This window comes from Bacillus sp. FH, assembly GCF_052216825.1.
Lineage (GTDB): Bacteria > Bacillota > Bacilli > Bacillales > Bacillaceae_G > Bacillus_A > Bacillus_A paranthracis.
Genome location: NZ_JBQOUU010000001.1, coordinates 1,847,563 through 1,868,124, shown reverse-complemented (window position 1 = coordinate 1,868,124; position 20,562 = coordinate 1,847,563). Strand labels below are relative to the sequence as shown.

Below are 20,562 nucleotides of genomic sequence, written 5' to 3'. Positions count from 1 at the left end.
TTTACACTATAGCTGTTCAGTGAGAGGAAGTGAGCGCATGAAACAGACGAAACAAAAAGTAATTGATGCGGCAATATCGTTGTTTAACACGAAAGGTTATGATGGAACGTCGGTGCGAGACATTGCAAAGCGAGCGGATGTGAATGTAGCGAATATTTCATATTATTTTGCTGGAAAGCAAGGCCTATTAGAGCAGCTTATTACTAATTTTTTAGAAGGGTATATTCATGTGATTGAAACGTCCTTTGAACAGAGAGAATATTTGTCGGCTAAAGATGTGATGGTGCAAATGGTGCGCGGGATTTTACGATATCAATTTGATAATAGGGAGCTGACACGTTTCTTTTACCGAGAGCTGTCGCTTGATACGACATTAATTCGCGAAGTGATGACCGTTTATTTTTCTAAAGAAAGATATTATATAGAGCAAATGATTAGACAAGGACAAATGAAACAAGAATTTAAAAAGGTATCTTTTACAATGTTTATGACGCAATTAAAAGGCATGATGAATATGCCGTTTTTATATCCGCAATATATATCAGAAGTGCTACATTCTTTTCCATCTGAGACCTTTTTCTTAGAAATGTACACGAAAGAAATTGAACAATGGATAGAACAAACATTATGTATAACGAATATGTATTATGAATGGCCAAGAGCTGTTCATATGTGAAAAATCCCCACCTAACGAACTGAGGTGGGGATTTTTGTGCTTTCTTTTCTTTGCCATAAATTGTTGCATAATAGCGCGATAATTGTTAATGAGGCGCCCACAATTTCAATTTTGTCGACTGTATAACCTCGAAAGATGGAACCGATAAGTGCAAGTATAGGAACTAAATTCATAAATAATATGCCATTAATAGATGAAATATAGCGATTTCCTGCGTTCCAGCAAAATACTGCGATAACGCCTGCAATAATAGACATATATAAGAGTTCAAAACGAACGTTCATAATTGTCGATAGTGAAGGTACAGTAACGACGTTTGTATAAGTTAAAAAAGTGACGATAGTGATGAGTGAAATTGAGCCAAATAAACAAGTTAACGTCGTATACCTAAGTGGCGACCAAGATTGAAAACTAGCACCACCGTTTGTATAAATGACCCAGCAAGTAACGCCGCACAGCATAAGTATATTTGTTGAGAGATGGCTGGCAGCTCCAAATAATAAGTGAATATTTCCTTTTGAAATGACAAGCATAACACCGAATAATGCAACAAACATACAAAGGAATGTATAGTTTTGTGGGCGTTTATTTTTTGTTATCCACTGCAATAATAAAGCGATGAGTGGCATAAGAGACTGAATCATCGCGGCATGGATGGCTCCAGACGGTCCGGCAAGTTGTTGTCCATAGAAAACGAGAAAACCATATCCTGCGAAACCGACTGTTCCGTAAAAGAGTAACGAAAGTGTTTTCTTTTCTAAGCGGAGTGACTTTGTCCCTTCGGTAAGTAATAGCAGAATAAGAAAAATAATAGCTGCTGATCCATAGCGAATCGTTGTGAAGAAGAACGGATCGATAAACTGTAAGGCGTTTGCCATGACAGGAAACATAAATCCCCAAGCCGTTACGGCAAGTAAGCATAGGAGGGACCCGAGTAGCATTTGTTTTTTGTTCAAGAGTATCTTTCCCCTTTACATTTCGTTATAGTAAGTTGATGAAATAAGTATAAAGAGTAATTGTTTATAGAAGGAAATATCGATTTTTTATGACAGTTATAACTTTTTGTTAGAGGTGTGTACGATGGATCTAGAGGCAGTACGATCGTTTATTGAAGTGAAGAATACGCGAAGTTTATCAAAGGCGAGTAAGATTTTACATATTTCTCAGCCGGCGCTTAGTAAACAAATTCAAAGGTTAGAAGCGGATTTAGAGGTTACTTTATTAAAACGTTCCGCGCAAGGAGTCGAATTAACAAGTGCTGGAGAGTTATTCATAACAAGAATGTTACCGATTTTGGGACACATACATGAAGTGAAAGCCGAAATGAAGAAATTTCAAGAGAAGCGGAACATTTCTATAGGCATATTGCCAAGTTTAGCAGCACATTACATAGCGAAATGTAAAGATATATTAGGTGACGGGTTCGAAATAGAATGGAAAATTGAGCATACGAAAGTACTGATAGGACTTTTTAAAGAACGGAAGATTGAAGCGATGTTCATCGATTCAGTAGTAGAAGGTGCTACGTGTATAAAAGAAATACGAGAAGAAAAAATTGTGTGTGTCGTTTCAAATGATCATCTTTATAAAGAGAAAACAGTAATTCGAATGGAAGATTTGCAAAATGAAAAGTTAATCGTATACCCAGAAATCTGCGATGTAAGGAAAATGATTACGAATCTGTTTCAAGGGATAGGTGCGAAACCGATTATTGCATTTGAAACTTCTTATGCAGAACCGATGCTTGCGATGGTCAGTGCTGGACTTGGCATCACGTTACTTCCAGAAATAGCAGTAGAGCAAGCGGTAAGACAAGGAAATGTGCATGCGATTTCTATTGAACCGACAATTGTACGTAAAATATATTTCGCATCTCATATGGAAGAAGGCCCTTTGCTGCATTCATTTGATGATGAGAGGTAATCCAAACGGAATATTGAGAAAGATTACAATTGCATTGAAAGAAACATGAAATTTTAAAAAAAACTAGGTCAAAAACAAACCATTACATGGTATGATTAGTACATTGTTAGTTGTTAAATATAGGGGAATTCCCTTTTTATACATAATGCCTTCCATTTCATAAACGGAACGGACAAAAAAAGAGATATAACTAGGAGGCTTTTTTGCATGGATTCTATCCTGACGATCGTTATCATTGTAGTAAGCTCTATTCTAGTGCTGCTCATGATAGAGCTTGTGATAAGAAATCGTTCATATAAAGATATTGAAGCACTTGAGCAGTGGAAACAAGAGATAAAAGATAAACCTGTGGCAGATGAGCTAAAACGGGTGAAAGATTTAAATATGACGGGTCAAACAGAAGAACTGTTTGGTAAATGGCGTGAAGAATGGGATGAAATTGTATCAACAACCATTCCGAAAGCTGAAAAAGATTTAGCGCAAGCGCGAAAATTCGCCTCGCAATTCTCCTTCCGAAAAGCAAAGCATGCGATGAATGAATCCATAAGTGGTTTAGATGACGCTGATAATCGTATTACAGACATTTTAAATGAATTACAGCAATTGTTAGAAAGCCATGAAAAAAATAGCTCGGAAATCGAAGGGTTACGTGATACATATCGTAGTATGAAGAAGAGTGTTCTTGCTCATAGACATATGTATGGAGCAGCAGAGCAGAAAATCGAAGAGATGCTAGACGCTGAATCTGAGAAATTTAAAACCTTTGAAGAAGCAACAAACAATGGCGACTATTTAAAAGCGAGAGAAATTGTTATTAGTTTGGAAGAAGGTTTAGCAGATTTAGAAATCATTATTCACCAAATTCCAGATTTATTGGTAGAGTGTCAAGCGACGTTACCGGTTCAGTTGGAAGATTTATTACACGGACATAATGATATGGTAAGACAAGGTTATGTATTAGAGTATTTGGAAATTCCTAAAGAAGTTCGCGATATGAAGAAACAACTACAAATATGTTTAATGGATATACAGGAGCTTCACATAACAGAAGCGGCTGAAAAAGTAGAAAACTTAAAAACAAGTTTAGATAGCTTCTATGATCAACTAGAACAAGAAGTACATGCGAGACATTATGTGGAGCAAAAAACACTTTCTGTTTATGAAGACTTAGAAGAAATTCGCATTGAAACGATTGAAACAAAAGCAGAAACACAGCTCGTGAAACAAAGCTATCAGTTACAAGATAAGGACATTGAGTATCAAAAAGTAATTGAAAAGCAAATGCACATTTTAATGAAACGTTTTGAAATGTTGCAATTACGGGTTGCGGAACAAGATATTGCCTTCTCTATTATTCGTGAGGAACTAGAAGAGATTTATGAGCAATGTGAAACATTAAAAGTACTTCATGCAGAATATAAAGAAATGCTGCAAACGATGCGCAAAGAAGAATTTGAAGCGCGTGAGAAGTTACAAGAAATGCGAAATACTATTTTCGAAACGAAACGCTTTATGCAAAAGTCGAATTTGCCAGGTCTTCCAGAGAGCATTATGGAAGATTTAAAAAGAGGACAAATGGCAATGCAAGCTGTATATGAGCAATTAGAAGTGAAGCCGTTAAATATGAATGCTGTAAATAGCAGTTTAGAAGAAGCTTACACAACTGTTAATGGTGTTGCTGAAATGACAGAAGAGTTAATTGGACAAGCGTATTTAGTTGAAAAATTAATTCAATACGGTAATCGTTACCGCAGTCATGATGAAAACCTTGCAGAGAGCTTAAATTATGCGGAGAAATTATTCCGTGAATATCAATACGATGCAGCTTTAGAACAAGCGGCTTCTGTACTAGAGCAACTTGAGCCTGGCGTTGTTCAAAAAATAGCTGAATATGTAGACAATGAACAAACCCTTTCATAAGGGTTTGTTTTTTTGTGTAATTTTGCAGGCGATGTTGCTATAATGAATAGCGGAATACAGTAAGGTTATTCGTTTTAAAATATAACGGAACCTTTGAGTAGTCTTAGCGTAATGACACGTATTTGTGATATGATTATATGATGTGACAGCGCTGAAAGGGGAAGAACGATGATCTATTTTGATAATAGTGCGACGACAAAGCCATATCCAGAAGCTCTTCAATCGTACGTAACGGTTGCGGGGAAATATTTTGGGAATCCTTCTTCTATTCATTCGCTTGGAGGAGAGGCAGAGCGTCTATTAACACAATCAAGAACAATTGCAGCGCAGCTTCTTCACGTTAAGCCTTCTGAAATTATTTTCACATCAGGTGGAACGGAAGGGAATAACCTTGCGATTAAAGGAATAGCGATGAGGAATCGTTCGCGCGGTAAACATATCATTACAACAAATATTGAACACGCGTCTGTGTTTGAAGCATATAAACAATTAGAAGATCTCGGTTTTGATGTAACATATTTACCGGTTAATGAGCATGGTGTTGTATCGGTAGAGGATGTAAAACGAGCGCTTCGTGAAGATACGATTCTTGTGTCAATTATTCACGTGAACAACGAGACTGGAGCAATTCAGCCTGTTGCTGAAATTGGAACGTTATTATCGAATTATCCGAAAATAAGATTCCATGTGGACCATGTACAAGGGATAGGAAAAGTACCGCTTAATTTATACGCTTCTCATATTGATCTTTGCTCAATATCTGGACATAAATTCCATAGTGTAAAAGGAACGGGTCTTCTTTATGTACGTGATGGCGTAAGGTTAGATCCAATTTTATCAGGTGGTCAACAAGAGCTGAAGTATCGCTCTGGTACAGAGAACTTACCTGGCATTGTAGCGATGGTGAAAGCACTTCGCATGACAATGGAGCAAGTGAAAGAAAAGGTAGCTCATTTGCAAAGTTTACAAGCAGAGCTTGTTCGTTTCTTTAAAGAGATGGAAGATGTAACGATTAATACGTCGCTTGCATATGCAGCACCGCACATTTTAAATGTATCATTTGTAGGTTTAAAACCAGAAGTGGTCGTTCATGCTTTAGAAGAGCACGGTGTATATGTATCAACGAAATCTGCTTGTTCTTCAAAAGCAAATGAAGTGAGCAGAGTGTTAGTGTCAATGGGAGTACAACATGCCGCTGCTGCAAGTGCTATTCGCATTAGTTTAGCACCAGAAAACACGATGGAAGAAGTAAAGCAATTTGAAGGTATTGTGAAAGAGACGATGCCAAAATTATATGAAGTGATGAGGTAAAGGAATATGATGACATATGAATATATTTTAGTTCGTTATGGAGAGATGACGACTAAAGGTAAGAACCGTTCTAAATTTGTAAGCACATTAAAAGATAACGTAAAGTTCAAACTGAAAAAATTCCCAAATATTAAAATCGATGCAACACATGATCGTATGTATATCCAATTAAATGGCGAAGATCATGAAGCGGTATCTGAAAGATTAAAAGATGTGTTTGGTATTCATAAGTTTAACTTAGCGATGAAAGTACCATCAGAATTAGAAGACATTAAAAAAGGTGCATTAGCAGCTTTCTTACAAGTAAAAGGCGATGTGAAAACATTTAAAATTACTGTACACCGTTCTTATAAGCATTTCCCAATGAGAACGATGGAATTATTACCTGAGATTGGTGGACACATTCTAGAAAATACAGAAGATATTACTGTAGATGTTCATAATCCAGATGTAAATGTACGTGTAGAAATTCGCAGTGGCTATAGCTACATTATGTGCGATGAGCGTATGGGAGCTGGCGGTTTACCAGTTGGCGTTGGCGGAAAAGTAATGGTACTTCTTTCTGGCGGTATTGATAGCCCAGTAGCAGCGTACTTAACGATGAAACGCGGCGTATCTGTGGAAGCAGTTCACTTCCATAGCCCACCTTTCACAAGTGAGCGCGCAAAACAAAAAGTAATCGATTTAGCACAAGAGTTAACGAAATACTGTAAACGTGTAACACTTCACCTTGTTCCATTTACAGAAGTGCAAAAAACGATTAATAAAGAAATCCCATCTAGTTACTCAATGACAGTTATGCGCCGTATGATGATGCGTATTACAGAGCGTATCGCAGAGGAGCGTAACGCTCTAGCAATCACGACTGGTGAAAGTCTTGGACAAGTAGCAAGTCAAACGTTAGATAGTATGCATACGATTAACGAAGTAACAAACTATCCAATTATTCGTCCGCTTATTACGATGGATAAATTAGAGATTATTAAAATCGCTGAAGAAATCGGCACATATGATATTTCAATTCGTCCGTACGAAGATTGCTGTACAGTATTCACACCAGCAAGCCCAGCGACGAAGCCGAAGCGTGAAAAAGCGAATCGTTTTGAAGCGAAATACGATTTCACACCATTAATCGATGAAGCTGTAGCGAACAAAGAAACTATGGTATTACAAACGGTAGAAGTAGTGGCGGAAGAAGAAAAATTCGAAGAACTTTTCTAAAACCATAAATTACCATATGTAAACCGTGTATGAAGTCATGTTATTTATCACACTCTATACTCACAAGGAGGTGATATAACATGGCACGTAGCACAAATAAATTAGCGGTTCCTGGTGCTGAATCAGCATTAGACCAAATGAAATACGAAATCGCTCAAGAGTTTGGTGTTCAACTTGGAGCTGATGCAACAGCTCGCGCTAACGGTTCTGTTGGTGGTGAAATCACTAAACGTCTAGTTTCACTAGCTGAGCAACAATTAGGCGGTTACCAAAAATAATCCCATATGATGGCTTAGAAAGAGCGGGTTCTCCCGCTCTTTCTTTTTTATGTTGTGGCGCCATTTGTCGGTAAATTGATATATTTAATTTTTTGTTAATATATTCTAAGTTGTGTTCGATATATTCGACAGAACTAAAAAATTTGTCAAAAGATGAGGGTTCAAAATTGACAGAAAATTCTTTATTATATAAGGGAGGCATAAAGAAAAAGGAGGATGTTTATGAAGAGAGAGGAATTGTTGGCACCACCGTCTTATAATTTAGTTTCTGAAATAGAGAAATATACAGGTGATAAAGAGAAGCTTGCTTTAATTTGGCAAGATGATAAAGGGAATCGCCGAGAAGTTACATACGCGGAGTTAATGAAAGGTGCAAATAAAATTGGAAACGCTTTTATAAAGAGTGGTCTGCAAAAAGGGGACAAGCTCCTCATTATGATGCCGCGTTTAATTGAAGCATACATGACGTATATCGCTGCCATTAAAGCAGGATTTGTCGTAATTCCGAGTTCGGAAATGTTACGCAAAAAGGATATCGAGTACCGCATTGGACATGGGGAAGTAAAAGCAATCGTAAGTTATGAGCCGTACATTGGACAGTTTGATGATATAGAAGCGATGGAATCCCTTCAAAAATTCGTTCTGAGCGAGCAGCCAGTAGATGGATGGATCAATTTAAAAACAGCGTTAGAAACAGAAAGTGACATGTTAGAAATGGCGAAGACAGATAAAGAAGATATGGTCTTTTTATCTTACACGTCAGGAACGACGGGAAATCCAAAAGGTGTTGTTCATACACATGCGTGGGCATACGCTCATTTACGTACGAGCGCTCCAAATTGGCTCGGAATTGAAGAGAATGATGTTGTGTGGGCAACAGCTAGTCCAGGCTGGCAGAAGTGGATTTGGAGCCCGTTTTTAGCAACTCTAGGCTCGGGGGCAACAGGATTTGTATACCACGGTAAGTTTGAACCAAAAACGTATTTAAATTTATTAGACGATAATAAGGTGAATGTGCTTTGTTGTACGCCGACTGAGTATAGATTAATGGCAAAAGTAGAAAATTTAAGTGAATACAATTTAGAAGCGTTACATAGCGCTGTATCCGCAGGTGAGCCGTTAAATAGAGAAGTCATTGAAACGTTCCAAAAGCACTTTCATATTACAGTAAGAGACGGCTATGGGCAAACGGAAAACACATTGCTTGTTGGTGTAATGAAAGGAATGGATAATAGACCAGGATCAATGGGGAAACCGACGCCGGGTAACCACGTTGATATTGTAAATGAGGAAGGTATTCCAGTGAAAGTAGGCGAAGTTGGTGATATTGCAGTTCACATTGAAACGCCGGCCCTCTTTAAACAATATTACAAAGACGATGAGCGTACAGCGATGCAATTCCGCGGTGATTATTATATTACAGGTGATAAAGCGAAAAAAGATGAAGACGGCTATTTCTGGTTTGAAGGGCGCGGTGATGATATTATTATTAGCTCTGGTTATACAATCGGGCCGTTTGAAGTAGAAGATGCGCTCGTAAAGCACCCTTACGTGAGAGAATGTGCGGTTGTCGCAAGTCCTGATGAAATTCGCGGAAGTGTCGTGAAGGCATTTATCGTATTAAGAGAGAATATAGAAAAGAACGAAGAAACATTAATTCCAATACTCCAACAACACGTCAAAGAACTTACTGCACCATATAAATACCCTCGCAAAATTGAATTTGTAGATGAACTACCAAAAACGATTTCTGGAAAAATCCGCCGTATTGAGCTTAGAAAACAAGAGATGGAGATTCCGTCAAAATAAATTTGAAAACAGTGAAGGAAATAGTTGAATGAAATGGCAAACAATGATAATATAAAAACGAACACAAGTTCGATTTTATAAATTGAAAAAGAGGTGTCCGTATGATTTTAGGTATTAATCCGTACTTAGTTTTAGATGGTAGTGGGCAAGAAGCTGTACAGTTTTATAAAGAGGCGTTAGATGCAAAAGTGGAAGTCATGCAAACTTTTGGTGATATGCCTGAAAATCCAGAATACCCGGTTCCAGCTGAAGCGAAAGAACGCGTTTTACACGCTACTTTAAAAGTTGGTAATACGGATTTTATGATTTCTGATACATTCCCAGGTCAAGGGCATGCAATTGGATCTCAAGTAACAATCGCAATTCAAATTAGTAACGCAGAAAAAGCGAAAGAAGTATTCGATAAGTTACAAGAAGGTGGCGAAGTTATTATGCCCCTTCAAGAAACGTTCTGGAGCCCAGCATACGGACAAGTAAAAGATAAATTTAATATTGAATGGCAAGTTACAACGTCTACTACTGAACAAAAGTAATGTTTAGAAAAGCACCATGTTTTGAAATGGTGCTTTTTTTTATACAATAAAAAATAAAGGAGATGAAATATATGGGGGAAATTTGGTATGGTGGCAACATTTACACAATGAGAGAAGAAAATGAAAAAGTGGACGCTATTTACGTTGAAAACGGTATGATTGTTGATGTTGGAAGTAAAAAAGAGTTAGAAAACCGATATGCTGTGGCTAAATTGCGCGATTTAAAAGGCAAAACGATGATTCCAGGTCTCGTTGATAGCCATATGCATCTTATTGGTCACGGGGAGAGGTTACTTCGTTTAGATTTATCAAACTGCACATCTTATAGAGAAGTGCTGACTCTCGTTCGGAAGCGAGTAGAAGAAGCGCCGAAAGGTTCTTGGATTATCGGAGAGGGCTGGAACGAAAATAATTTTAAGGATACGAAAGATGTTCACGTGCGTGATTTAGATGAAATTTCGAAAGAACATCCCATTTTATTAAAGAGAGTTTGTCGCCATGTTACATGGGTGAACTCATACATACTGCAAGAAGCGAACATAACAGAAAAGGCAGAAGATCCAAAAGGCGGGAAAGTTGGACGGGACTCATTCAATAAATTAACAGGACTTTTATATGAACAAGGCCAAGAGTTAATCAAACATGTCCAGCCTGAAATTGATGAAGCCTACTTACAAAGTGCTTTGCAAACAGCAATTAAAGACTGCTGGCAATATGGACTCGTTGGCGGGCATACGGAAGATTTAAATTATTACGGTGGATTTAGAAAAACGCATAATGCGTTTTCTCATGTTATAAAAGAAATGCCATTTAAAGCACATTTACTCGTTCACCATGAAGTAGCACATGAACGAAAAGAATATGAAAATGAGCATTATATTGAGTTTGGGGCAATGAAAATTTTTTCTGACGGTTCTTTTGGCGGAAGAACAGCTTTATTAAGTGAACCGTATGAAGATGCGAGAGAAACAAATGGAGTTGCCATTTTCTCACGTGAAGAACTTGCGGAATTAGTGAAGAAAGCACGAGACTTACATATGCCAGTTGCGATTCATACTATCGGTGACTTATCGCTTGAATATGTCATTGATGCGCTTGAATTGTATCCGCCAGCAAAAGGATTACGCGACCGTATTATTCATTGTCAGCTAGCTCGTGAAGAGTTGATTGAAAGAATGAAAAACTTGCAAGCCATTATTGATATACAACCAGTCTTTGTTTCATCAGATTTTCCATCAGTCATTGAAAAACTAGGCGAGCACCGTCTTCGTTATGCGTATGCTTGGAAGACGTTACTGGAAGCGGGATTACACTGTAACGGGGGATCTGATGCTCCGATCGAGCAAGTAAATCCGTTTCTAGGCATATATAGCGCTGTTACACGTAGAAGTTTTATTGACGGTTTATGTTATATGCCAGAAGAAAGATTAACGGTATATGAGGCTGTTTCTTTATTTACAACAGGAAGTGCCTATGCAATCGGAAAAGAAGCGAAGCGAGGGCAAATTACAAAAGGATATGAGGCAGACTTTACAATATTAGACCGCGATATTTTTGAAATAGAGGCAGAGGAAATAAAAGAAGTACAAGCAGAGATGACCGTAATAGATGGCAAAGTCGTCTATAGAAAAGGTGCGTAAAAATATATGAGCAATTATCGGAATATATCGACCGTAACCTGAATTATATCAGCGATTATTGAAATATATCGACCGTAACTCCAAATATATGAGCGATTATTAGAATATATCGACTTACCGACAAAAACTGACAAGAATATCGGCCGGATAGCGAGAGGTTGTTGCTCGCACCAATCGGGGTAAATAAATAACCGTAGAATTATGGGCCACCATAATTCTACGGTTATTTTAATACTATAAAAACGTTCTCTGTACTTTTTCCCAGAAAGAGTTGTTTTTTAATTTAACTGTTTTAATTTGTTTATCGCTTAAGCGTACAACAGCTTTTTCCACTTGTTTAATGCTAAGCGCTTCGTTATCCATGCCGATAACAGGATAATCGTTACCGTCTGGTCTTAGTTTTAAAGTTAATGTACGTTCGTGATTTAAAATGAACGGTGAACCAAGTGTACGATATGTGTTGTTATTTAAAGATGCTAATTCACTTACTTGGAAGCAAGGGATAAGCGGATCAACAACTGCACCACGTAACGATTTATTGTAAGCTGTACTTCCTGTTGGGGTAGAAACAACTAAACCGTCACCTCTAAAAGTTTCGAAATATAAATCATCAACGTGAACATCTACAACGAACGTTTTAATAATGCTAGAACGTAATGAGAACTCATTTAAACAATGGAAAGATGTGCTACCATCTACATCTACCTCAATTGTTGGATATTTTCGCACTTCAATTTCATTTTTTGTAATTTCTTGAAGGGCTGTATCAACGTGATCAATATGGAAATCGCAGTAGAATGAAATTTCATCTTTCGTAGAAATCCCTGCGTATAAACAATCTTCCCTAAAACCAGTTTTACGAACGGCTTGTAAGAAAGTTGCATCATCTCCAACACTGACGATAGCGTTTGCATTTTTTGGATGATCTAATATGGTGAATCCATTCTCTTCTAAAATACGATAGATTGGTTTCATTTTTTCAACGAGCTTTGCTTTGTCATCACCATAAAAGAAAAATAAATTGCGACGATCTGCCATTATGTATCCCTCCACTGCAGTTAAATTTTCTATGCTTCGTGCTACATATCATTAGAGTCCGTTCCCTGACGATATGTTCAAATAATATATTTCGATATAAATTGTCAAAATACCTTTTTATTTTTAGAAAAATTTTTATATTCAATCTTATGAAACGCTGTTTAATGATGAATAAAGTTGTCGATAATGGGTACGGAGTGAAAGGATGATACGTATGAAGTGGCTCGTAATTGGAATAATAATTCTTCTCCTTTTTATTTTGTTTATACTATTGTCGAAAATAAAGCTTAAAGTGACATTTTTATATTCAGAAATGGAAAAGCAATGTTTGCTTCAAGTGAAAATATGGATGATTCGATATACATTTGATGTGTTGGAAAGAATTGAGAAACAGCAGAAGAAAACAGGACAAAAAATCGAAAAAGCTGAAGAGGACGGCGGACTAGACAATAAAATTATGGCACAACTTGATAGTATGGGGGAACTGATAAAAAAGCTTCAAGAAGTTCATACTATTGTTAAAGATTTTCTCAAACGAGTGAAAATCAATGGTTGGAAATGGCATACACAAATTGGAGCAGGCGACGCAGCTAGTACTGGAATTGTCACAGGATATGCATGGGGGACAAAAGGAATGGCTGCTGGAGTTGTAGGACAATATATGCATATTGTCGACGTACCAGAATTTGAAATTACTCCTGTTTTTCAAGGGAAAGGATTTGCATCAAGATGTGAGTTAACAGCATCTTTTCGTATATTCCGTACTATAAAAACAGCGGTGAAATTACTCGTGTTTATGAGAAGACAAAGATCTGGTACGACAGAAAAATCTGTTCAAGCATAGGGGGGATATAGAATGGACCATCCAATTCAAGGTTTAATGACAACTGCAATGCAGCATTTAAAACAAATGACTGATGTAAATACAATTGTCGGCGATCCAATTAAAGCTGCTGATGGAAGTGTAATTCTTACCGTTTCAAAAGTTAGCTTCGGATTTGCGGCTGGTGGAAGTGAATTTGGTAAAATAGAACATTCAGGCCGCCATCCATTTGGCGGGGGAAGCGGTGGAGGAGTTTCTATTAATCCTGTTGCTTTTCTTGTTATAAATGGAGAAGGCGTAAAAGTGTTGCACTTAGATAAGCAAACACACGTCATCGATAAAATAATTGAATTAGCGCCACAAGCTGTTGATAAAGTGAAAGAAATGATGGATAAACGAAAAGAAGACGATCCTGAATTTCAAATTTAACGAATAAAGAAGCTGATCAATAGATTAGCTTCTTTAATTTTTTTGTAAATAAAGCGATTTTATTTGCATTATCGATAGGGACAAACTATCATTTACATTGTACATATTTTGTTTAAATAAGGGAGGATTTTCAAGTGGCAAACGTAACTTTTAAAGGTAACCCAATGACTTTAGTTGGAACAGAAGTTAAAGTTGGCGATCAAGCGCCAAACTTCCAAGTGTTAGCAAATGACTTATCTCCAGTAAGTTTAGAAACATACAAAGGTGAAGTGAAATTAATTAGTGTTGTACCTTCTATCGACACAGGTGTATGTGATGCACAAACACGTCGTTTTAACCAAGATGCAGCAGGTATTGAAAACGCGAAAGTATTAACGATTAGCGCTGACTTACCATTCGCTCAAAAACGTTGGTGTGCAGCAAACGGTTTAGAAAATGTTGTTACACTTTCTGACCACCGTGACCTTTCATTCGGTGAAGCTTACGGCTTAGTAATGAAAGAGCTTCGTTTACTTGCTCGTGCAGTATTCGTAGTAGATAGCAATGACAAAGTAGTTTACGTAGAATACGTAAGCGAAGGTACAAGCCATCCAAACTATGAAGCAGCATTAGAAGCAGCAAAAGCTGCAAAATAATGTGAACGAAGATGACCTCTTTGTAAGAGGTCGTCTTCTCTCATATATTGCTATATGGAATCGATATACGAGAGAAGACGTTACATCATACATCACTAAAAAGGGAGCTCTTAAAAAGAGGTCGCTTTTTCTTTTGGGAAAAAATCAGATTATGGTATGATATAAGTTATGTGTAAAAGAGAGAAGGAGGAATGTACGTGAGTCAGACAGTAGAAACTTTATTTTCTATTTTTGATTCTTCTGCGGTAGTTTTACGTAAAGAATTAGATGTAACATATTTAGAGGCGCTTGTAGAAACAGGGGATAACTTGTTTGAAGGAGCGATTTTACAAGAGGAATTATCAGAATCAGCAATTGAAAGGCTGAATCGTGAATATAGTACGTTTAATGAAGAAACATATAAAGGTGAAGAAATTCGTAAAGCATTTCAGTTAGCCATCTTAAAAGGAATGAAGGAAGGCGTACAAGCGAATCACGAAATGACGCCTGATGCAGTTGGTATGTTCATGAGTTACTTATTCCATAAATTTATGAAGGGTCAAAATGAAATTACTGTGTTAGACCCTGCAATTGGAACAGGTAACTTGATGACGACAGTTTTCAATAGTGCTCAAGAAAACGTTACGATGAGTGGATTTGGTGTAGAAGTGGACGAAGTGCTAATTAAACTTGCTTTAGTAAATGCGAATTTACAAAAGCATGCAATCGAATTCTTCCATCAAGATGGACTAGCACCGCTTTATATCGATCCAGTTGATGCAGTCGTTTCAGACTTACCGGTTGGTTACTATCCAAATGAAATCGGTGCAAGTGAATATAAGTTAAAAGCAGATGAAGGAATGTCATATGCCCACCACCTATTTATTGAACAAAGTGTGAAGCATACGAAAGAAGGCGGATACTTATTCTTCCTAGTACCGAACTTCATTTTTGAAAGTGATCAAGCACCGAAATTACATGCATTTATTAAAGAAACATGCTTTATTCAGGGGTTATTACAGCTACCTGTTTCCATGTTTAAAAACGAGAAAAATGCAAAAAGTATATTTGTTCTCCAAAAGAAAGGTCCTAGTGTAACGATGCCAAAACAGGCGTTATTAGTGGAGTTACCTAAATTCTCCAACATGAAGGCGATGGAGGACATTATGGACCAATTAAATACTTGGTTTGCAACGCATAAATAAGGCTAGGTATATGTAACAGGGTTAGTAATTCATGTAGTACAGTTTTATATGATATGTCATATTTTTAAATATATACAAGATTTAACTGAATTTTTTTGAAATCTGTAATATATTTTTTTTCTTGGTGTTACAATTTTTTCACTTGAAATATATGTCGTACGATGTTTAAATTAAAATCGTGAGTATAAAATTTACTAATGATGAAACGTTTTCATATTTAGTAAATTTGATCAGATAAAATCGAGCGGTTTGTGGAAACATCCACACAACTACCAAGAGAAAAAGGGGCGAAAGACTAGATGTCAAAAATCATCGCGATTAACGCAGGAAGCTCTTCCTTAAAATTCCAATTATTTGAAATGCCAAGTGAAACAGTATTAACAAAAGGTTTAGTAGAACGTATCGGTTTAGAAGATAGTATCTTCACTATTACTGTAGATGGCGAAAAACAAAAAGAAATTACAAACATTCCAGATCACGCAGTAGCAGTTAATATGCTTCTTAAAAAATTAACTGAAAACGGAATCGTTAAATCTCTAGATGAGATTGGCGGTATCGGTCACCGTGTTGTTCACGGCGGCGAAAAATTTGCTGACTCTGTTCTAATTACTGATGAAGTATTAGCTGATATCGAAGAATTAAGCGATTTAGCACCACTTCACAACCCAGCAAACGTTGTTGGTATTAAAGCATTCCAAGAAGTATTACCAAACGTACCAGCAGTAGCAGTATTCGATACAGCATTCCACCAAACAATGCCGGAATCTGCATTCCTATACAGCTTACCATATGAGTACTATGAAAAATTCGGTATCCGTAAATACGGTTTCCACGGAACTTCTCATAAATATGTAACTGAACGTGCGGCTGAACTATTAGGTCGTCCACTTGAAAGCTTAAGCTTACTTTCTTGTCACTTAGGTAACGGTGCAAGTATCGCAGCAGTAGAAGGCGGTAAATCTATCGATACTTCTATGGGCTTCACTCCACTTGCTGGTGTAACAATGGGTACACGTTCTGGTAACATTGACCCTGCGTTAATTCCATACATCATGGAAAAAACAGGCCAAACAGTAGAAGAAGTAGTTAACGTATTAAACAAGAAGAGTGGTATGTTAGGTCTTACTGGTTACTCTAGTGACCTACGTGACATCATTGCGAAAGAAGAAGAAGGCGATCACCGTGCGAAAGTAGCACTTGATGTATTCGTAAGCCGTATCCACAAATACATCGGTTCTTACACTGCTCGTATGAAAGGTGTAGATGCAATCATCTTCACAGCTGGTGTAGGTGAAAACAGTGCGATTATTCGTGAACGCGTATTAGAAGGCCTTGAATACATGGGCGTATACTTCGATGCAAAACGCAATAACGTATTCGGTGAGGAAGCATTCATCAACTTCCCGCATTCTCCAGTAAAAATTATTGTAATTCCAACTGACGAAGAAGTTATGATCGCTCGTGACGTACTACGTCTTGGAAACATCGGTTAATATATGAAAAGAAAGACGAAGTCCTATAGGATTTCGTCTTTTTTCTTTTGGATATAGTTTAAAATTCCATCTGGATATAGTGCTTTTTTCTCCTGAATGAATGCTGTAATGGGAATCCACTTCGCATACGATACTGTTTGTTCATCTTGTATATTCAGTACTTCCATTCCATATAGTGACGTGTCTAATAAGCGTAAAGAATATAACTGAATGATTTCATGAGCAATTTCTCCATCAAGATGAAAGATGTTTTCTAAGCAACCTAAATAAGCAGTGATCTCCACTTCTGTATGAAGCTCTTCTTGAAATTCACGAATAACGGTATGTGCTGATTTTTCACCAAGTTCAATTGAACCGCCAAGAGGCCGGTAATATGTTTCATCGCTTGTATGATATTCTTGTACGAGAAGCCGCTCGTGATGTAAAGCAAGACCGAAAGCTTTTGCACGTGGATACATATACAATCACTCCTTATTTATCCCGCTTTAACGGGCAGTAAGACCCCCACCTCAAAATTCAGCGGAAGCAAAGAAGTTAGGTGGGGGTCGGGCTGTCCGTTAAAGTCCGATTGGTGAGGGCTGATTAAAGTTTCACTTTATTTTGTATAAGGATGATTATAATGTATTGCGTAATAAAAGTGTCGTGTATTTAAGAATGTGGTCGAATTACGATGCCATTAAATAAGTCATTCCAAAATGTTTCATTGTACTGAAATACATCCATAATAGGACATTTTATAACGCAAATATTTTGCAATCCCCAATCTTCTTCCGTAACAGTTGGTACATCTTCAGGAATGAGTAATAGGACAGAGAATGTATGTGTAACGATTTGAGATAAAATGTGTTCTAAGGAACGTGCTTCTTCGTATGTTCCTCCAGTTCGAATAAATAATATGGATTGTGCTGTGTCAATTGTTGTTAGAAAACGATTAATTCGGTGCTCATAATTTAACTTAATTTCTGTATAAGAAGGCCAAGAAGTTGGTGTGTTTACATCTGTTTTAAAGTCGTGGCAGGAGTCGATTTCATATAGATTATCCCGTAGTCTTAATTTCGCATCATCATCCCAAAATGAGATGAAGGATAAGTTTTCTAACTGTAAAAAACGGTCAAATCGATTTTGTAATAATATATTCACCTTTTCTAATGATGGGCTTAGCATAAAATCAATAACGCCAAAAAATGGTGATAATTTGAATTGATATAACGCCCAAGCAGGCCAGCAGTTTTGTCCTAAACTGAATACTGCATGATATTCTTTTTTTATATCGGATAGATTCATGTGATTTATCTCATCCTTTTTGTTAATATTTTATGTCACTAAAAGTGGTATGTGAATAAAGATAGACAAGCATATTTGCAAAGAATAAGCAGAAATATGTTACAATAGAAAAAAATCGAACGAGGTGGTTGTTACGATGCGATCGAAGCGAGAACAAGCCATTTTAGACAATATAAAAGAATGGGAATCGCAATTAGTTGAGCAAGAAGCGACTGATTTTCAAAAACTGTTTGATAAATGGGTACATAATACAATTGCGAAACTACCTGAGAAAAAACGAAAAGATTTCTTTACGAAAGCAGATGGATGGCTCTTTCATTTGCATGCATTGATTCAAAGTTCACAATCACAGTTAGAGGCGCGTAATCGTATTTTAGGAACATCGAGATTATTTGATGAATCGATTGAGCAACTAGAGGATTTAAAAGCATTATCTATCGATCAATTAACATACATAGCAGAGCAGCAAACAGCACGCCATCGCCTATATTCATTCGTACAAGGCGGAGCAACGGGTGCTGGAGGTTTATTATTATTAACAGCTGATTTTCCGGTTATGATTGCGTTAAATGTGAAGGCTGTCCAACTTATTGCAACGTCATTTGGGCATGATGTGAACAAGCCTTATGAAATGATGCTTGCGTTAAAGGTATTTCATGCGTCATTACTACCAGGAAGACTTCAGCAATACGCATGGTACAATTTACTGCAAGAGCTAGAACAAGAAGATTCCTTCTTCTACGAAGGAGATGAAGCGGTGTTACAACCAGCTTCGACTGAAATTATTTTAAAACAAATTTTGAAAACATTTTCGATTTATGCTCTTCGTCGTAAATTATTCCAAGGTATTCCGGTAATTGGAATGGCAATCGGGTCTACAGTGAATTATCGTTTAACAAGAAACGTTACTGAATTTGCAAATAGATTTTATCAAGTGCGCCACATAGTCGAGAAGGAAAAAAGAGCATAAAAAAAGCGAGAGGCCGAAGCCTTTCGCTTTTTTAATTTGTTGCATGCTTTTTGGACATTGGAATAGATACTGGCTGCTTTTCTTCTGCTTTTTCTGTTTTTGGATAATAAATTAAATCCAATGTTTTTGCCTGTACGGCAATCGAAAGAATAGTAAAAGCAATTTCTGTCCAATTTAAATAATATAATGAAAGCGCAAGAACAATCGCGTCAAAGACGAAGAAAATTTGCCCAATTGTAAAACGTGTTTTTTTACTTAATACAATTGTTAAAATATCGTCTCCACCGGTTGCACCGCCAAATCGCAATATAAAACCGAGTCCAATACCAGCTAACGCACCGCCAACTACTGCAGCTATAAATAAATTGTTTGATAAATCGACCGTAAATGGAGAATAATTTTCCATAAGAGAATAAAATACTCCGAATGAAATTGAACCTAAGAATGAATAGCCAACCATTTTTCTACCTAACAATGAAGCGCATAGTAGAATAATTGGGATATCCATCATTACAGTTGAAATAGATGGTGAAATATCATAAAAATTTTGGATGAATAGTGCGATACCTACAAAGCCACCTTCTGTTAAGTGGTTTTGGAAGTGAATGTGATATAGCGCTGCTGCTAAAATAAATGAACCGATTAAAACCATAAAAACTTCTTTAATAATTTGTCGACTTTGGATGTTCCTCATCGTTATTCCTTCTTTCCGTAGTTAGTAGTCCTTTTTTGTGTTGTAAACTAACTACGAGCTCACATGTAGCTTCAGTTAGTTTACGAAAAAACTAACTACGCTATATGTCGCTGAAGAAATAACGAATAATCCTCTCGTCCATCAATTCTCCCTACTTTCGTTTTAGTTTAAGTCTTAAAACGACTAAACAAAACGTGGAGTAGGATTCTTCATTTAGCAATCCTGCTCTTCTTTGTTTTGTTTAGCTAGTAACAATTAAGCCCTAAACAAAACGCTATGTGTAAGAAGAGTCTTTTTTTTGCCAAATTATCCTTCGGGCAATCATAATTTCCCCACTCTCGTATTTTTTTCGCTAGACTAAAGTATCTGAGCTGGAAAATACGCTACGTGTATGATTCGTCAATACGATGCCACATGCTCCTTCGAGCGATCATGATATCAAAATCCCTTCCTTCAAGATTTATATTATTATATCATACTTTCAAAAAATGTATGCGGATGGAAACCGACAATAAACGGAGGAAATCTACAAAAATTGTTATGTTTAAATATTTTTGTAGAAAAGCCTAAGTTATTTCGCAGAATTGGACAGTTTTTAACGGGTTGTCCAATAAGTAAGAAAAATGGGTGTTATTCAGTTGTATCCTTTTTATCTTTAAAAAACGCATCCCAGCTAATCACACTTAAAAAAGTTAAAGCGA

20 protein-coding genes are annotated in these 20,562 nt (G+C 36.9%); 15 read left to right on the top strand and 5 right to left on the bottom strand.

What is annotated here, in order from left to right:
* The first annotated feature begins 37 nt into the window (after positions 1-37).
* The gene (refZ, locus tag ACTT1L_RS09895; RefSeq protein WP_000814932.1) at positions 38-676 is read left to right on the top strand and encodes a forespore capture DNA-binding protein RefZ; all 639 of its coding nucleotides are present in this window, start codon (positions 38-40) and stop codon (positions 674-676) included.
* An 11-nt stretch (positions 677-687) separates the two neighbouring features.
* Here refZ and ACTT1L_RS09890 read toward each other — a convergent pair whose 3' ends face one another.
* Positions 688-1,632, bottom strand: coding sequence for a DMT family transporter (locus ACTT1L_RS09890; protein WP_071742011.1), 945 nt, complete (start codon positions 1,630-1,632; stop codon positions 688-690).
* 124 nt (positions 1,633-1,756) lie between these two features.
* Here ACTT1L_RS09890 and ACTT1L_RS09885 point away from each other — a divergent pair, with 124 nt between their 5' ends.
* The 8 genes from ACTT1L_RS09885 to ACTT1L_RS09850 all read left to right on the top strand — a co-directional run bounded on the left by ACTT1L_RS09885 (position 1,757) and on the right by ACTT1L_RS09850 (position 11,311).
* Positions 1,757-2,599, top strand: coding sequence for a LysR family transcriptional regulator (locus tag ACTT1L_RS09885; protein WP_061132049.1), 843 nt, complete (start codon positions 1,757-1,759; stop codon positions 2,597-2,599).
* A 207-nt stretch (positions 2,600-2,806) separates the two neighbouring features.
* Positions 2,807-4,519 carry a septation ring formation regulator EzrA gene (gene ezrA / locus ACTT1L_RS09880; protein ID WP_442821891.1) on the top strand — a complete coding sequence of 571 codons (1,713 nt, stop codon included), beginning with the start codon at positions 2,807-2,809 and terminating at the stop codon, positions 4,517-4,519.
* A 168-nt stretch (positions 4,520-4,687) separates the two neighbouring features.
* Positions 4,688-5,830: a cysteine desulfurase family protein gene (locus ACTT1L_RS09875; RefSeq protein ID WP_250669812.1), complete on the top strand. Its 1,143-nt coding sequence runs from the start codon at positions 4,688-4,690 to the stop codon at positions 5,828-5,830.
* A gap of 6 nt (positions 5,831-5,836) precedes the next feature.
* Positions 5,837-7,051, top strand: coding sequence for a tRNA uracil 4-sulfurtransferase ThiI (gene thiI / locus ACTT1L_RS09870; RefSeq protein ID WP_000989282.1), 1,215 nt, complete (start codon positions 5,837-5,839; stop codon positions 7,049-7,051).
* A gap of 80 nt (positions 7,052-7,131) precedes the next feature.
* Positions 7,132-7,329: an alpha/beta-type small acid-soluble spore protein gene (locus ACTT1L_RS09865; protein ID WP_000124489.1), complete on the top strand. Its 198-nt coding sequence runs from the start codon at positions 7,132-7,134 to the stop codon at positions 7,327-7,329.
* A 222-nt stretch (positions 7,330-7,551) separates the two neighbouring features.
* Positions 7,552-9,138 carry an acyl-CoA synthetase MbcS gene (gene mbcS / locus ACTT1L_RS09860; protein WP_000817740.1) on the top strand — a complete coding sequence of 529 codons (1,587 nt, stop codon included), beginning with the start codon at positions 7,552-7,554 and terminating at the stop codon, positions 9,136-9,138.
* 101 nt (positions 9,139-9,239) lie between these two features.
* Positions 9,240-9,671 (top strand): VOC family protein, encoded by a 432-nt coding sequence (locus ACTT1L_RS09855; protein WP_250669813.1) that lies wholly within the window; start codon positions 9,240-9,242, stop codon positions 9,669-9,671.
* 71 nt (positions 9,672-9,742) lie between these two features.
* Positions 9,743-11,311: an amidohydrolase gene (locus ACTT1L_RS09850; RefSeq protein WP_250669814.1), complete on the top strand. Its 1,569-nt coding sequence runs from the start codon at positions 9,743-9,745 to the stop codon at positions 11,309-11,311.
* Between the two features lie 234 nt (positions 11,312-11,545).
* Here the strand turns inward: ACTT1L_RS09850 and ACTT1L_RS09845 are convergent, their stop codons facing one another.
* Positions 11,546-12,349 (bottom strand): NAD kinase, encoded by an 804-nt coding sequence (locus ACTT1L_RS09845; protein WP_000785168.1) that lies wholly within the window; start codon positions 12,347-12,349, stop codon positions 11,546-11,548.
* A gap of 205 nt (positions 12,350-12,554) precedes the next feature.
* Here ACTT1L_RS09845 and ACTT1L_RS09840 point away from each other — a divergent pair, with 205 nt between their 5' ends.
* The 5 genes from ACTT1L_RS09840 to ackA all read left to right on the top strand — a co-directional run bounded on the left by ACTT1L_RS09840 (position 12,555) and on the right by ackA (position 16,913).
* On the top strand, positions 12,555-13,193 hold the full coding sequence (locus ACTT1L_RS09840; RefSeq protein ID WP_000620650.1) for a DUF2953 domain-containing protein: 639 nt from the start codon (positions 12,555-12,557) through the stop codon (positions 13,191-13,193).
* A 12-nt stretch (positions 13,194-13,205) separates the two neighbouring features.
* Complete coding sequence (gene ytfJ, locus ACTT1L_RS09835; protein ID WP_000350002.1) at positions 13,206-13,601, top strand: GerW family sporulation protein; 396 nt, start codon at positions 13,206-13,208, stop codon at positions 13,599-13,601.
* A gap of 134 nt (positions 13,602-13,735) precedes the next feature.
* Complete coding sequence (tpx, locus tag ACTT1L_RS09830; protein WP_000024528.1) at positions 13,736-14,236, top strand: thiol peroxidase; 501 nt, start codon at positions 13,736-13,738, stop codon at positions 14,234-14,236.
* A gap of 197 nt (positions 14,237-14,433) precedes the next feature.
* Positions 14,434-15,420 (top strand): class I SAM-dependent methyltransferase, encoded by a 987-nt coding sequence (locus ACTT1L_RS09825; RefSeq protein WP_000084357.1) that lies wholly within the window; start codon positions 14,434-14,436, stop codon positions 15,418-15,420.
* 299 nt (positions 15,421-15,719) lie between these two features.
* Complete coding sequence (gene ackA, locus ACTT1L_RS09820) at positions 15,720-16,913, top strand: acetate kinase (RefSeq protein WP_000034576.1); 1,194 nt, start codon at positions 15,720-15,722, stop codon at positions 16,911-16,913.
* Positions 16,914-16,936: 23 nt separating this feature from the next.
* On the opposite strand, the gene ACTT1L_RS09815 is transcribed toward ackA, so the two are convergent.
* Entirely contained in the window at positions 16,937-17,371 is a 435-nt protein-coding gene (locus tag ACTT1L_RS09815) for an NUDIX hydrolase (RefSeq protein WP_163072511.1), read from the bottom strand.
* Positions 17,372-17,561: 190 nt separating this feature from the next.
* Positions 17,562-18,197, bottom strand: a complete 636-nt coding sequence (locus tag ACTT1L_RS09810) for a DUF1796 family putative cysteine peptidase (protein WP_001053724.1) — start codon at positions 18,195-18,197, stop codon at positions 17,562-17,564.
* A gap of 136 nt (positions 18,198-18,333) precedes the next feature.
* On the opposite strand from ACTT1L_RS09810, the gene ACTT1L_RS09805 reads away from it, so the two are divergent.
* Positions 18,334-19,167 (top strand): EcsC family protein, encoded by an 834-nt coding sequence (locus tag ACTT1L_RS09805; RefSeq protein WP_001256869.1) that lies wholly within the window; start codon positions 18,334-18,336, stop codon positions 19,165-19,167.
* A gap of 31 nt (positions 19,168-19,198) precedes the next feature.
* Here ACTT1L_RS09805 and ACTT1L_RS09800 read toward each other — a convergent pair whose 3' ends face one another.
* Positions 19,199-19,861 (bottom strand): YitT family protein, encoded by a 663-nt coding sequence (locus tag ACTT1L_RS09800; RefSeq protein ID WP_001244531.1) that lies wholly within the window; start codon positions 19,859-19,861, stop codon positions 19,199-19,201.
* Positions 19,862-20,562 lie beyond the last annotated feature (701 nt).